Raw genomic sequence first — 14,440 nt, forward strand, 5'->3', positions numbered from 1 at the left:
CCACCCCGGTCAGGAGGCCATCAAGAACGTGAGGCCCGGCCTGTCGTCGCCGACGGACCGGGCCTCAGGACAGACGGTGCGGGCGAGCGGAGCACCTGCGCCGAGGAACCTCGCGTCGAGGATCCAGTCTGGGCCGGCGAGGCATCCCTGGCCGGTCAGAGCGCCCGTCGCCGGACGAGCACCGCGCACACGACGGCCGACGGGGCCAGCGGCAGCCACACGGTGACGAGGCGGTAGCCGAGGACGGCGGCGAGCGCGGTCGCGGTCGGCGCGCCGACCGCGGTGAGCAGGGCGACCAGGCTGGCGTCGAGCGAGCCGAACCCGCCGGGTGAGGGTACGAGGGCCGCCGCGGCGCTCGCCGCCAGGTAGGCGACGGCGACCTGCCCAACGCCCAGGGACACGTGCAGGGCGGCGCAGACGGCGCACAGCGTGGCGGCGTGCAGCAGCGGGATCGCGGTCGACCCGCACCACAACAACGCACACCGGGCCCGGCTGCCGCCGCCGCCGAGCAGGTGACGCTGGCGAGCGACCTGGCGGCGCACCCATCCGGCGACGCGGCGCCCCGCTGGCAGGAAGGCCGCGTCGGCTCACATCGAACTCACATCAGCCCGGTCCTATCGTGCGCCTATGCGGGTGCTGGTGGTCGAGGACGAGACGCGCACCGCCGMGTTGCTGCGCCGGGGCCTGGCCGAGGAGGGGTTCGCGGTCGACATCGTCGCCGACGGCACCGACGCGGTGTGGCAGGCGGGCGAGGTGACGTACGACGTGATCATTCTCGACCTGATGCTGCCGGGGCTCGACGGGTTCGAGGTGTGCAAGCGCCTGCGGGCAGCGGGCCGCTGGGCGCCGGTGCTGATGCTTTCCGCCCGGGGTGACGTCACCGACCGCGTCCGCGGGCTGAACGTCGGCGCCGACGACTACCTGCCCAAGCCCTTCAGCTTCGACGAGCTGTCGGCCCGGGTACGCGCACTGATCCGACGCGGCTCCCACGAACGCCCCGTCGTGCTCGACGTCGGCGGGCTGCGGCTGGACCCGGCCGGCCGGGCCGCGAGCCGCGACGGCGTCGGCCTGGACCTGTCCCCGAAGGAGTTCGCGCTCCTGGAGTACCTGATGCGCCATGCCGGTGAGGTCCTCAGCCGCACGGCCATCCTCGAACACGTCTGGGACTTCGCCTACGACGGCACCTCCAACGTCGTCGACCAGTACATCGCCTATCTCCGCCGAAAGATCGACAAACCCTTCAGGGTCTCGCAGCTGGAAACCGTGCGCGGAGCCGGCTACCGCCTCAGGACGAGCGCCCAGCCCGACTGACCCGCCGTCCGCGGCCGAGGGCGGCGCGGCCGGTCAGTGGTCGCGCAGCGCACGCCATTCTCTTTCCAGGATCGCAAAGTCGATCTCGGTGCTCCATCTGCCCTTGAACCACTCGTTCTCCACCAGCACCGCCTCCCGCCGCATTCCGAGCTTCGTGAGCACCGCCGCCGAGGCCGGATTCTCGGCGTCTATTCGGGCGGTCACCCGATGCAGCCCGAACTCGTCGAAAAGCAGCGCGAGCAGCGCCCGGGCAGCCTCTGTCGCATAACCCCTGCCGTGGTGATCCGGGTTGATGATGTAGCCGATCTCACYGCCGCGGTGCTCAGTGCTGCGCCAGAAGATGACCAGGTCGCCGATCAGCTCCCCCGTCTCCTCGAGGACGACGGCGAGCGCCAGCACCTGCCCCTCCCGCTCGAGCTCCGACCGGACGAGGTCCGGGTTGGCGAGCCGTTCGGCGAGCTGCTCCCGGTTCATCGGCTCCGGCGGGATGTAGCGGCACACGTCCTCACGGGATCGGTAGGCGTGCATGGCGTCGACGTCACCGACAGGATCGATGGGACGCAGCAGCAGCCGCTCGGTCCTGATGGGGTAGGTCGGCCGGAGCGGCCCGAGCGCGGAGCTGGATGAGGTCATGGCGGCGACCCTAAAGACTGTCGCCGCGGCGACGGCGGCCGGGTTTCGGAACGCTCACGACCAGACCTCGGGAGGCCCTGACCGCGGCGGTGGCGTACCGTCACGATCCAACGACACAAACAAACAACGCGGAAAGCCGGGAGGACGTCCCGAACATCGCCGTTTCCGACTCTCGAAAAGTCCGGGTTGGGGCGGCCGCCGCCGGGTATGACAGCAGTATCGTCATAGGAGGATGTTATGGCTCTCATCGTCGCGGTACTGATCCTCGCGTTGCTCTTCGGCGGGCTGGGATTCGCCGTGCACGCGCTGTGGATCGTCGCGCTCGTGGTTTTCGCGGCCTGGGTCCTCGGTTTCTTCATGCGCAGCGCCAGCGGCAGCGGAAGCAGTCGTTGGTACCGCTGGTAGATCCTTTCCCCGTCCCATGGTTCCAGGGGAACATAGTTCCAGGGATTTCTTTCCGCTCGACGACCCCATCGCACGTTCCACCCGGCACCGCACCGACGGCGCGGTGCCGGGCGGTGCCGCGGTCAGTCCGAACGGGCCTGCTCGATCGCCGCGGCGCCGACCAGGACGACGGCGAGGGCTCCCATCGCCGTCAGGCTCTCGATGCCGGCGGCGAGGGGGGCGCACCCGAGTACCACCACCGCCACGGCCAGCGGCCACCAGGCCCGGTGGCGCCGGACCCGCGCGCAGCAGGCGGCCAGGCCGGCGAGAAACAGGGCCGGGCCGCCACAGGACACGAGGGCGCCCGCCAGGTGCAGCTCGTCGTGGGGGTGGGCGATCACCAGCTCGAGGCCGACGGCCGAGAGCACGATGCCGGCGATGATCGGCAGATGCAGGTAGGTGTAGACGTCCCGGCCGAGCTGGCCGGCCTCGGTCGGCGCGCTGCGGCCGATCCGCCGCGCCACGACCTCGGAGACCTGGCCGAAGTACAGCCACCACAGCGCCGTCGACAGGATGAAGGCGACACCGAGAGCGACGACGACCGCGACGGTGAGGTCCGACTCGGACGCGGTCGCCCCGGCCAGCACGATGCTCTCCCCGAGCGCGATGATGACGAACAGCTGGAAGCGCTCGGCGAAGTGGTTACCGTCGACCTGCCACTGGCTGGTGGGTGTCGATCCCATCCCGGGGATCCAGTACAGGACGAGCGGCGCGATCAGGTCCACCAGCAGCGCGGCTCCCCACGGCGCCCAGCGCGCGTCGCCGTCGACGAACCCGCCCACGATCCACAGCGGCGCCGACAGCACACTCCAGGCCAGGATCTGCACGAAGTTGCGGTGGAACGCGCCGGCGGGGGTGACCGCGACGACGAAGACGTTGCGGCCCAGTTGCAGCGCCACGTAGCTGGCCGCGAACAGCAGCCCACGCTCGCCGAACGCGTCCGGAACCGCGACCGCCATGAGCAGGCTCGCCAGCATGACGAACACCAGCACCAGGCGGACGGCGACCGTGCTCGGGTCGAACCAGTTCGCCATCCAGGTCGTGTAGTTCCACGCCCAGTAGATGACGACGAGCATGAACGCGGTCCGGGCGGCGCCCGCCCAGGTCAGGTCCGCGAGCAGATGGTGTGAGAGCTGCGTGACCGCGAGGACGTAGACGAGGTCGAAGAACAGCTCGAAGAACGTCGCGCGCTGCTCCCCGCCAGTCCGCTTGCGGATCAGCCGGATATCCGGGACGACCAGCTCGGAGGCCGCCACGGGAACCCTCGGCCCCGGGACGGCCGCGTCGCCGGCGCGATCCTCGCCAGGCCGCGGGCCTGGATCCGCCGAGAACGTTGCCGGCGAAGCCGGGTCCTGACCCATGTGGCCGAGCATACCCAGCCAGTGATCTTCGCCGCACCCAGTGGGCGGGATGGCCGAATGTGACATAGCCAGGTCCTTGCTGCCGCCCGGAGCCGGTTGCGAGGCTCGGACACCGTGGACAGCGTGGTTCCCGCCGGTCCGGCCCCGGCTCTGGCTCCGGCCCCGGCTCCCCAAGGGGCGCCGGCTCGGCAGGTGATCGTCGCGGTGTTCGACGGCGTCGAGCTGCTGGACGTCACCGGGCCGGCGGAGGTGTTCTCCGTCGCCGACCGTCTTCGAACGCCGGGCTCGCCCGGGTACGTCGTCCGGCTGGCCGCGGTGCGCCGCGGGCCGGTGCGCACGTCGAGTGGTGTGCGGCTCGTCGCCGACGTCGGGTTCGGCGCCCCCATGGGCGCGGTCGACACCGCCATCGTCCCCGGCGGCATCACACCGCAGACGGCGGGCAGCCTGCCGATCGTCGAACCGGCGGTGGTCGGCTGGGTGGCCCGCCGGTCTGCCGCCTGGCGACGGGTGGCGTCGGTATGCGCCGGCGCGCACATGCTGGCGGCCGCCGGTCTCTTGGATGGCCGGCCGGCGACGACCCACTGGTTCACCGCCGGCCGGCTGGCGGCGGAGTTCCCGGCCGTCGCCGTCGACCCGGACCCGATCTTCATCCGGTCCGGCCGGATCTGGACCTGCGCGGGGGTGAGCGCGGGGATGGACCTGGCGCTGGCCATGGTCGCCGAGGACCACGGCGACCAGCTCGCCCGCGAGGTCGCCCGTTGGATGGTGATGTACCTGCGGCGGCCAGGTGGGCAGAGCCAGTTCAGCGCGCCGCTCGCCCCGGCGGCGCCACGCACCGACCGCATCCGGGACGCGATCGCGTGGATCGTCGAGCACCCCGGGCGGGACCTGTCGGTCCCGGCCCTCGCGCGGCACGCCCATCTCAGCGAACGCCATTTCGCCCGGCTCTTCGCCCGGGAGGCGGCGACCACGCCGGCGGCCTACGTCGAGACAGTGCGCGTCGAGGCGGTCCGCCGGGCGCTGGAGGAGACGGACGACACCCTCGACGTCGTCGCGGCCCGGTGCGGGTTCACCTCGGTCGAGACCCTGCACCGGGTGTTCCGCCGCCGGCTCACCGTCATCCCCGACGACTACCGGCGGCGTTTCCGGCTTCCGTCCGCCGGCTGACCCGAATCCGAGCCATACGCGACCACGGCGTCCTCTCCTACCCACTACCCGGCCTACCTGGTGACCGGCCCTGCCCCTGGTCGACTCGCCGTCCGCACCGCACTCGCACCCCGACCGCTGGAGGCATCCTGTGCCGTCGCCCCTGCCGACCCTTCCCGACAGCGCGCTCGCCGTGGCCGCCGACGAGCTGCTGACGACCTGTTCACCGCCGCCGCTGGTGAACCACTGCCGGCGGACGTACCTGTTCGGCACGGCGCTGCTGGAGAGCAGGCACCGGCCGTACGACGCCGAGGCGCTGTATGTCGCGGCCATGCTGCACGATCTGGGCCTGACCGAGCTGTGGGGCGACGAGGTCACGCCCTTCGAACAGCGCGGCGCGCTCGTCGCGGAGATCACCATGCTCGAGCGGGGGGCGAGCCCGCGGTTCGCAGGGCTGGTGCGGGACGCGATCGCGCTGCACCTGGAGCTCGACACCGCCAAGGATCCCCGTCCCGAGGTCGCCGGCGTGCATCTCGGCGCCGCCGTCGACGTTCTGGGTCTGCGGCTGGACCAACTGCCAAAGGACCTGGTCGCCGATGTCCTCGACGGTCTCCCCCGGCTGGGCCTCAAGGACCTCCTGACCACCGTCCTGCGGCACGAGGCCGAGGCGAAACCCACCTCCCGCATCGCCGGGCACGTCGCCCAGCTCGACTTCGTCCGGCTCGTCGCCGCGGCCCCCTTCGACGGCTGACGTCCGCCTGCGGGTCATCAGCCGCCGCCGCCGGCGACCTTCCCGCGCCGCCCAGCACGCGCGCCGGGCCTCGTCGCCACCGGCGTCGAGCGACGCCGCGGACGGCTCACCGGTCACCGGTCACCGGCGGCGGCGCGGGTCGCGCGCTCGGCGACGGCGTACTGGTCGGTGCGCGCGTCGTAGGACCAGAAGCCGCGCAGCCAGGCCGCCGTCGCGCCGACGCCGACGACGCAGGCGAGGCCGCCGGAGGCGATGCTCCCGCGGACGCTCCACAGATCGGCGGTGACACCGGCGCGCACCTGTCCGCCGAGCGGGCCGAGCGAGTAGGAGAGCAGCTCGATGCCGGCCAGCCGGCCGCGCATCGTCTCGGGAATGGTCTGGTTCCAGATGGTCGAGCGGAAGACCCCGGAGATCATGTCGGCGGCCCCGGCCGCGGCCAGGGCGCAGGCTACCAACCACAGCGTGGGCAGCACGCCCGCCAGGGCGATGCACAGGCCGTAGACCGCCGCGGCCGCCGCGATCGCGCGGCCGTGGTGGTGCACCCGGCTGGTCCAGCCGGACAGCGCGGTCGCGACCAGGGCACCTACCGTCTCGGCCGAGTAGAGCAGGCCGAGCAACTGCGGCTGATGGAAGGTGCGCTCCGCCAGCGCGGGGAAGAGCACCACCGGCATCGCGAGCAGCATCGCGGCGATGTCGACCAGGTAGGTGCCGACCAGGTCGCGGCGGGACACGGCGTAACGCAGGCCCTCGGCGACCGCCGCCAGGCTCGGCGGCGTGGTCTCGGCCCGGTGCGGGTAGCGGCGCATCAGCGTGTACAGCAGGCTGGCGACGAGCAGGCCGCACACGTCGATCACGAAGCACCACCCGATGCCCGCGTACGCCACCAGGAGGCCGCCGAGGGCCGGGCCGGTGAGCATGCCGGCCTGCAGGCCCATGCTGTCGAGCGCGCTCGCCGCGGGCAGCTCCTCATGGGCGACGGTGCGCGGGAACAGGGCCTCGCGGGAGGGCCGTTGCAGGCTGCTCGTGCTCGCCAGCGCCGCGGCCGCCACGAAGATCACCCACGTGCTTGGATGGTCCCGGAAGGCGTTGGCCGCGAGCACCGCCGTGACGGCCGCCTGCGCGAGCCCGCACAGCACCAGGAGGCGGCGGCGGTCGACGTGGTCGGCCAGTGCCCCGCCGTACAGGCCGAAGACGAGCAGGGGAAGGAGCTCCACCGCGCCGACGGCGCCAACCATGGCGTTGGAATGGGTCAGGGCGTAGAGCTGGTAGGGAACGGCGACATAGGTGACCATGCCGCCGAGGTAGAAGACGGTGCCGGCCATCAACAGCAGGCGGAAGTCACGCGAGGTGCGCAGCGGTGTCGTGTCGACGCGCAACGCCCCGAAACGGTCGAGCCAGGTCACGGGAGGACATCCTCGCAACGTGCCGGACTCGGGCGGTCGTCGCGGGATCCCGCGGCCCGGCCGCCGACGGGGACCGGGCTCCACCGGTCTGGGTGATCGGGCCGGCTGATGGGTTCGTCTCGGTAGCGGTACCCGGTCAGCGTCCGGCGCGCGTCAACTCGCTGGTTCGGCCGGAGATCTCGGGTGAGGATGAGCGACGTGCTGGAGGTACGCCTGCTCGGCGCGTTCGAGGTCCGTTCGGGCGGGACGCCCGTCGTGATGACGTCGCTGCGGGCGCAGTCGCTGCTGGCATATCTGGCGCTGCGCCGCGGCGCCCCGCAGCGGCGTGAGCAGGTCGCGTTCCTCCTCTGGCCCGACTCCACCGAGCAGCAGGCCCGCACGAACCTGCGGCACGTGCTGCACACGCTGCGCGCCCTGCTGCCCGCCGCCGACCGCCACGTCGAGGTGACCGCGCAGACGCTCTCACTTCGCGAGTTCTCCGCGGACCTCACGGCGTTCGACGCGGCCGAGGCAGCGTCTGGCGCGAGTGCCGGGTCCAGCGCGACGGGGTCCAGCGCGACGGCTGGGTCCGGCGAGACCGCCCACTCCGGCGAGGACGACGCCGACGCCGACGCGCTGGAAGGGCTGCGGCTGGCGGCCGACCTGTACGCGGGCGACCTGCTGGACGGCTGGTACGACGAGTGGCTGATCGCGGACCGCGAGCGGTATCGCCAGCGGGTCATGGCGGTCCTCGCCCGGCTCGTGCCGCTGCTGGAAGGGCGCGGCGAGATCGACGCGGCGGTCGGCTACGCGGAACGCGCCCGCCAGCACGACCGTCTCGCCGAGCCGCCCTACCGGTGGCTGATGCGGCTGTACGACGCGCAGGGCGACCGGGCCAGGGCGGTGAACGCCTACCACGAGTGCGTGGCCACCCTGGCGGACGAGCTCGGTGTCGCACCGTCCGCGCGGACCAGGGCGTTGTACGAGGCGCTGCTGCCGAAGGCGCAGGACGCGCCGAGAACGAGCGGCGCGGCGGCGTTCGTGGGGCGCCGGGCGCAGCGGCAACGGCTGACCGAGCTGTGGCGCGACGCCGGCGCCGGCGTGCCCCACCTGGCCGTGGTCACCGGCGAGGCCGGCATCGGCAAGACCCGGCTGGTCGAGGAGCTGCGGCACTGGGCCACGCGCCACGGCGCGGTCACCGCGCACGCCCGGTCGTACGAGGCGGAGGGCGCGCTGGCGTACGCCCCCGTGGTGGCCTGGCTGCGCGACCTCGGCGTGGCCCGCTGGCGCGGGCGCCTCACTCCCACCCAGCTCGCGGCGCTCGCTCCGCTGCTGCCAGAGCTGGCGAGATTGCCGGAGCTCGCGACCGAGCCGCCGCCGGCCCAGGCGGGCTCGCGCCTGCGGCTGTTCGACGCGGCCGCGCACGCCCTGGCCGCCGCCGCCGGCGCTGGCGGCGGCCCGGTGCTGCTGGTCGCGGACGACCTCCATGCCGCCGACGCCCCGACCCTGCAGTTCCTGCATTACCTGGTACGCGCCGACCCACCGGCGCCGCTGCTCGTCGCCGGGACGGCCCGGCTGCTCGACGTGGACGCCGGGCACCCGCTGCACGGCCTGCTCACCGGCCTGCGGGCGCTCGGCCGCTGCACCGAGCTGGCGCTGGGCCGGCTGGAGCGGATGGAGACGGCCGCGCTCGCCGGGCGGCTCGGGCACGACCTGGACCGCGCGGACGCCGACCGCCTCCACGACGAGACGCAGGGCAACCCGCTGTTCGTGGTGGAGGCGCTGCGGGCGGGCTGGCGCGGTGACGAGCCGAGGGTGCTCACGCCGCGGGTGCAGGCCGTCCTGGAGGCGCGGCTGCTGCCGCTGACGGACAGCGCCCGGGACCTGATCGCCGTGGCGGCCGCGGCGGGATCGTCGGTCTCCGTCGACCTGCTCGTCCGGATCCACGGGCGTGGCGAGCACGAGGTCGCCCGGGACCTCGACGAGCTGTGGCGGCGGCAACTGCTGCTCACCAGCGGCGGCGACACCTACGACTTCAGCCACGGCCGACTGCGCGAGGTCGCCTACCGGATGATGTCACCGGCCCGGCGCCGCCACAGCCACCTGCTGCTCGCCCGGGCGCTCCAGGACATCCATGCCGGCCGGTGGGACGAGGTCGCCGGGCAGATCGCCGCCCACCTGCACCAGGCCGGCGCCCGCGACGAGGCGGTCGACTGGTACGCGCGCGCCGCCCAGGCCGCGGGGCGGCGTTACGCCGACGCGGACGCCGCGGATCTGCTGCACCGGGCCTGGGAGATCCTCCGGTCCGCGCCGGAGTCAGCGGCCCGCGACGAGCGCGAGCTGGCGCTGCTGACCTCGCTTCCCGGGCCGCTGAGCGCGGCCGACGGGTACGCGTCCCCGCGGCTGCGCACGGCGCTGGACCGGGCGTTCGCCCTCGCCGCGCGGCTCGGCGCCGAGCCGGCCGCGCCCCTGCTGCGGGCACGCGCGATGGCGGTGCTGTCGCGCGGGGAGTTCGACGCCGCCGTCGAGTACGGCGGTCAGCTGCGTGCCCTGGGCGAGGACGACGACGTGCTCGCCGTCGAGGGCGACTTCGTCCGTGGCGTCGCGGCGGCCTGGCGTAACGAGGCCGCGTCGGCCCGCGATCATCTGCGCGCCGCCGTCGCCAGGTACCGGGCCGAGAACCGGTCGGCGCATCTGCTGGCCTACGGTCAGGACCCGCAGGTGCTCTGCCTCGCCCGGCTGGCGCACGTGCACTTCTGCCTCGGCGACGTGGCCGAGGCGCGCCGGTGCCAGCACCGTTCGCTCGAGCTCGCGCACGCGGTCAACCACCCGTTCACGCTGGCCGGGGCCCTGCTCTTCGCCGCCATCCTCGACCTGGACCTGGCGGACCTGCCGGCACTGCGGCGGCGGGTCGCGCAGCTCGCGGCGATGCGCCAGCGGGTCGAGGCGTCGCCGATCCGGGTGGTCGCCGAGGCGATGACCGGCTACCTCGATCTGCTGGACGGCGCCACCGAGCCGGGGCTGGCCCGCATCGACGCCGCGCTGGCCGATCCAGGCCGTGACACCGCTCCGGGCGTGCCCGCGATGCTGCTGCGCGTCCGGCTGGCCGCCGCGCGGGCCGCCGGGCTCGAGGACGAGTGCCGCGACACGGCCGAGCGGCTGCTGGCCGACGGGGTGCGCATCTGGGACGCCGTCGCGCAGGCCGAGCTGGGCGCCGGGCGGCCGGACACCGGCCGCTGAGGCCAGCGGCGCCCCGCCGACGACGGGCGGGCCGGCCGGCCGGCGGACCGGGCAACCGCTGAGGCCACCAAACGCTGAGCCCACCAACGCCGAACCCGCCAAACGCTCCGCCCGGCGTCGAGGAACGCTCGTGGAACGCCGCACCCCGCACCCTGCTCGCATGACCACGACAACTGTGCACCGCGATCCGCCGGACGCGCTGCGCCGCCACTTCCGCGGGACGGTGCTGCGACCGGGTGAAGAAGGCTATGCCGAGGCCCGCCGGGTCTGGAACGGCGCCGTCGACCGCCGACCCGCCCTGATCGCCCGCTGCGCCGGCGCCGACGACGTCCAGGCGGCGATCCGGTTCGCCCGCGAACGCGACCTGCCGGTCGCGGTCCGCGGCGGCGGCCACTCCGTGCTCGGGTACGGCGTGTGCGACGGCGGCATCGTGATCGACCTGTCGCAGCTCAAGGCCGTCTCGGTCGACCCCGCCGGCCGCACCGCGCGGGCCGCGGGCGGCCTGACCTGGGCCGAGTTCGACCTCGCCACCGGGCGGCACGGCCTGGCCACCACCGGCGGCTCGGTCAGCTCCACCGGCATTGGCGGGGTGACGCTCGGCGGCGGGTTCGGGCACCTGATGCGCCGGTACGGGCTGACCGTCGACAACCTGCTGGCCGCCGACCTGGTCACCGCCGACGGCGACCGGCTGCGCGTCGACGCCACGACCGAGCCGGAGCTGCTGTGGGGGCTGCGCGGCGGCGGCGGCAACTTCGGCGTCGTCACCGCGTTCGAGTACGGCCTGCACCCGGTCGGGCCCGTGGTCCTCGGCGGGCCGGTCTTCTGGCCCCTGGATCAGGCCCCCGAGGTGCTGCGTTTCCTGCGCGAGTTCGCGCCCACGGCGCCCGACGAGCTCGGCGTCGCCCTCGTCGCCATGCTCGCTCCCCCGATGCCCTTCCTGCCGGCCGACCGGTACGGCACCCCGGTGCTCGGGCTGCTGCCCGTCTGGTGCGGCGATCTCGCCGAGGGCGCCGCGGCGCTGGCGCCGCTACGCGGAGTGGGGACGCCGATCGGCGACCTCGTCCGCCCGGTCCCCTACCGGGCGCTGCAGTCGCTGCTGGACATCAGCGCCTCCCCCGGGAACGGCTCGTACTGGCGTTCCCACCGGCTGCCCGACCTGTCCGACGCGGCCATCGACGCCATCGTCGACGCCGTCGCCTCGATCACCTCGCCGTTGTCGCTGCTCAACGGCTGGATGATCGGCGGCGCGGTCAGCCGGGTCGCGCCCAACGCGACGGCCGTCGGTCCCCGCGAGCCCGGGTTCGAGCTGCGCCTGATCGCGAACTGGCGCCCGGGCGACCCCGCCCCCGAGCGGCACCTGGCCTGGGCACGGGACGGGTGGGCACGGCTGCGACCCGAGAGCGCCGGCCAGTACGCCACCTTCCTGTCCGACGAGGGCCCCGCCGGCATCCGGGCCGCCTACGGCGACCGCCTCGGGCGGCTCACCGCCCTCAAGGACCGCTTCGACCCGTCGAACGTCTTCCGCCTCAACCCGAACATCCCCACGAGCAAGGGAGTGACCCGATGAAGATCCTGGTGACCGGCGCGACCGGTACCGTCGGCCGGCACGTCGTGCGCGGCCTCGCTGAGGCCGGCCTGCCGGTGCGGGCGTTCGTCCGCGACGCCGGCGCGGCGGCCGGCGCTCTCGGCCCTGGCGTGGAGCTCGCCGTCGGCGACTTCGCCGACCGCGACGCGCTCGCCCGCGCCCTGTCCGGCGTCGACCGGCTCTTCCTCGCCTGCGGCAACGTCCCCGGGCAGGTCGGGCACGAACGCGCGGCCATCGACGCGGCGGTGTCGGCCGGCGTCGGCCGCGTCGTCAAGCTGTCGGGCCCCGACCCGTACCCCGCCTCGCCGCTGGTCTTCGACAGCTGGCACGGCGTGATCGAGCAGCACCTCGCCGCGTCCGGGCTGCCCGCGGTGCTGCTGCGCCCGAGGACGTACCTGACCAATCTGCTGGCCTACGCCCAGGCCATCGCGAGCATGGGCATGCTGTTCGCCCCGGCCGGCACCGCCGAGATCTCCTTCGTCGACCCGCGCGACGTCGCGGACGTGGCCGTCGAGTGCCTGGCCGGCGACGGGCACGAGGGCCGCGCCTACGCGCTGACGGGACCGGAGGCGATCACCTTCGAGCGCGTCGCCCGCGAGCTGGGCACGGCCACCGGCCGCTACGTCCGCTACGTGAACGTCAGCGACGACGACGCCCGGCGGGCGATGACCGCCGACGGCGTGCCAGGGGCGGTCGCCGACGCCATCGTCGCGATCTTCGCGGCGCAGCGGACGGGGTGGATGGCGACGACCACCACCGACGTGCGGAACGTCACCGGCCGGGCACCGCGGTCGATCGCCGACTTCGCCCGCGACCACGCCGAGCTGTTCGGGCCGGCCAGCGCCGGCGACGGGCGTGGCGGCGACGGGCGTGGCGGCGAGGACGGCGGCGCCGAAATTGCCTTGGCAAAGGCGGGCGACCTGGCATAGAGATTCTCTCGATGAATCTCTCCAGGTACGTCTCCGCCCGAGTCTGACGGCGTAGCGACGCGGTGCCAGCCCGGCCCGGCTCGGTCATCCGAGCCCGGCCGGGCCACCGTCCCATGCCCTGACCTGGAACGACGCGGGGCGGGCGCCCAAGGCGCCGCCCGGAGACGAGACAACCCATGGATCTTCACGAATACGCGTGTCACGACGCCGTCGGCCTGCGGATGCTGATCGCGAAGGGCGAGGTGAGCGCCGCCGAGGTCGAGGCGGCGGCGCGGGAGGCGCTGGCGTGGGCGCACGACCGGTGCAACGCTCTGGCCGCCCCCCTGTTCGGCCCGGCGCTGGCCCACGACCCGCGCGGCCCGCTCGGCGGGGTGCCGTTCCTCATCAAGGACGCGGGGCCGATGGCCGCGGGGGTGCGGTTCCGGTGCGGCAGCCGGAGCCTGGGACCCGGGGTGCCGGCCCAGGCCGACCATGAGCTGATGCGCCGCTTCCGGGCCGCCGGCCTGGCGACGCTCGGCCTGACGATCTCCCCGGAGCTCGGGCTGAGCTTCACCACCGAGCCGCTGCTGCACGGCCCGGTCCGCAATCCCTGGGACCCGTCGCGCACCGTCGGCGGCTCCAGCGGGGGCGCCGCCGCGCTGGTGGCGGCCGGCGCCGTTCCGCTCGCCCACGCCAACGACGGCGCCGGGTCGATCCGGGTGCCGGCGTCCTGCTGCGGCCTGGTCGGGCTCAAGCCGAGCCGCGGCCGGACGCCGACGGGTGCCGGGCTCGGCGGAGCGGTGTTCGGCATGCTCTCCGAGTTCGCGCTGACCCGCACCGTCCGGGACGCGGCGACGCTGCTCGACGCGGTGCACGGGCCCGCGGCCGGCGGCGCGTTCGCCGCACCCGCGCCCGCACGCCCGTACGCGGACGAGGTACTGCCCGGCGCGTGGGCCGACGGGCCGTCCCGCGGCGGCCGCCTGCGGGTCGCGGTGGCGACCAGGGCCTGGTCCGGCGCCGCGGTCGACCCCGAGGTGGCCTCGGCGGCCGAGCGGGGCGGCGAGGCGCTCGCGGCGCTGGGGCACCACGTCGAGGAGGCGTCGCCGCCGCTGGCGTGGGACGAGGTGATCCAGGCCTGCGTGACCGAAGCGATCGGCGTCGCCGCCCCGTTCCTGCTGGCCCCCCGCCAGCCTCCGGCCGACCGCCTCGAGGCTGTCTCCCGGCGGGTCCTGGCCGACGCCCGGGACGGCGGAGCCATCGACCTCGTCGCGGGGCTGGACGCGGCTGGCCGGGTCGGACGGGACCTCGACCGCTTCCTCGCCGGGTACGACCTGCTGGTGACCCCGACGCTCGCGCGCCCGCCCGTGCCGCACGGCACGCTGAACTACGACGACCCGGGCCACACCGTCGAGAGCTGGCTTCGCGCGATCTTCGACTTCGGGCCGTTCACCAGCGTCGCCAACGTGACGGGCGTGCCGGCGATGAGCCTGCCGCTCGGGCGGAGCGCGGGCGGCCTGCCGATCGGCGTGCAGCTCATCGCCGCCCACGGCCGCGAGGACCTGCTGCTGCGCGTCTCGGCCGCGCTGGAGGAGGCGATGCCCTGGCGAGGCCGTCGGCCGGGGCTGTTCGTCGGCCAGGGCTGACCCCCGCCGGTGCGGCCGGTCGCCAGGGGGCCCTGG

The 14,440-nt window shown here is 74.4% G+C and carries 12 protein-coding genes; 8 read left to right on the top strand and 4 right to left on the bottom strand.

The window, feature by feature from the left end; genetic code table 11:
• Window positions 1–155: 155 nt before the first annotated feature.
• On the bottom strand, window positions 156–572 hold the full coding sequence (locus BCD49_RS30910; RefSeq protein WP_083401797.1) for a lysylphosphatidylglycerol synthase domain-containing protein: 417 nt from the start codon (window positions 570–572) through the stop codon (window positions 156–158).
• A gap of 55 nt (window positions 573–627) precedes the next feature.
• Here BCD49_RS30910 and BCD49_RS30915 point away from each other — a divergent pair, with 55 nt between their 5' ends.
• A complete protein-coding gene (locus tag BCD49_RS30915) occupies window positions 628–1,311 on the top strand; it encodes a response regulator transcription factor (protein ID WP_071042206.1) in 684 nt (227 codons plus the stop codon).
• Between the two features lie 33 nt (window positions 1,312–1,344).
• Here BCD49_RS30915 and BCD49_RS30920 read toward each other — a convergent pair whose 3' ends face one another.
• Complete coding sequence (locus BCD49_RS30920; protein ID WP_071042207.1) at window positions 1,345–1,944, bottom strand: GNAT family N-acetyltransferase; 600 nt, start codon at window positions 1,942–1,944, stop codon at window positions 1,345–1,347.
• A 237-nt stretch (window positions 1,945–2,181) separates the two neighbouring features.
• Between BCD49_RS30920 and BCD49_RS30925 the strand changes: the two genes are divergently transcribed.
• Window positions 2,182–2,349 carry a hypothetical protein gene (locus BCD49_RS30925; RefSeq protein ID WP_007512178.1) on the top strand — a complete coding sequence of 56 codons (168 nt, stop codon included), beginning with the start codon at window positions 2,182–2,184 and terminating at the stop codon, window positions 2,347–2,349.
• A 122-nt stretch (window positions 2,350–2,471) separates the two neighbouring features.
• Here the strand turns inward: BCD49_RS30925 and BCD49_RS30930 are convergent, their stop codons facing one another.
• Entirely contained in the window at window positions 2,472–3,644 is a 1,173-nt protein-coding gene (locus BCD49_RS30930; protein WP_007512180.1) for a low temperature requirement protein A, read from the bottom strand.
• A 300-nt stretch (window positions 3,645–3,944) separates the two neighbouring features.
• Here BCD49_RS30930 and BCD49_RS30935 point away from each other — a divergent pair, with 300 nt between their 5' ends.
• Complete coding sequence (locus tag BCD49_RS30935; protein ID WP_027140779.1) at window positions 3,945–4,916, top strand: GlxA family transcriptional regulator; 972 nt, start codon at window positions 3,945–3,947, stop codon at window positions 4,914–4,916.
• Window positions 4,917–5,046: 130 nt separating this feature from the next.
• Window positions 5,047–5,646, top strand: coding sequence for an HD domain-containing protein (locus BCD49_RS30940; RefSeq protein WP_007512183.1), 600 nt, complete (start codon window positions 5,047–5,049; stop codon window positions 5,644–5,646).
• A 113-nt stretch (window positions 5,647–5,759) separates the two neighbouring features.
• Here BCD49_RS30940 and BCD49_RS30945 read toward each other — a convergent pair whose 3' ends face one another.
• Window positions 5,760–7,049, bottom strand: a complete 1,290-nt coding sequence (locus tag BCD49_RS30945; protein ID WP_007512185.1) for an MFS transporter — start codon at window positions 7,047–7,049, stop codon at window positions 5,760–5,762.
• A 198-nt stretch (window positions 7,050–7,247) separates the two neighbouring features.
• On the opposite strand from BCD49_RS30945, the gene BCD49_RS30950 reads away from it, so the two are divergent.
• From BCD49_RS30950 to BCD49_RS30965, 4 genes are all read left to right on the top strand, one after another.
• Window positions 7,248–10,268: an ATP-binding protein gene (locus BCD49_RS30950; protein WP_158072977.1), complete on the top strand. Its 3,021-nt coding sequence runs from the start codon at window positions 7,248–7,250 to the stop codon at window positions 10,266–10,268.
• A 160-nt stretch (window positions 10,269–10,428) separates the two neighbouring features.
• Entirely contained in the window at window positions 10,429–11,835 is a 1,407-nt protein-coding gene (locus tag BCD49_RS30955; RefSeq protein ID WP_051466319.1) for an FAD-binding oxidoreductase, read from the top strand.
• Window positions 11,832–12,782 (top strand): SDR family oxidoreductase, encoded by a 951-nt coding sequence (locus tag BCD49_RS30960; RefSeq protein ID WP_007512190.1) that lies wholly within the window; start codon window positions 11,832–11,834, stop codon window positions 12,780–12,782. The genes BCD49_RS30955 and BCD49_RS30960 overlap by 4 nt, the downstream gene beginning before the upstream one ends.
• Before the next feature lie 176 nt (window positions 12,783–12,958).
• Window positions 12,959–14,404 carry an amidase gene (locus BCD49_RS30965; RefSeq protein ID WP_007512192.1) on the top strand — a complete coding sequence of 482 codons (1,446 nt, stop codon included), beginning with the start codon at window positions 12,959–12,961 and terminating at the stop codon, window positions 14,402–14,404.
• Window positions 14,405–14,440: the final 36 nt, after the last annotated feature.

Source organism: Pseudofrankia sp. EUN1h, from assembly GCF_001854645.1.
Classification (GTDB): domain Bacteria; phylum Actinomycetota; class Actinomycetes; order Frankiales; family Frankiaceae; genus Pseudofrankia; species Pseudofrankia saprophytica.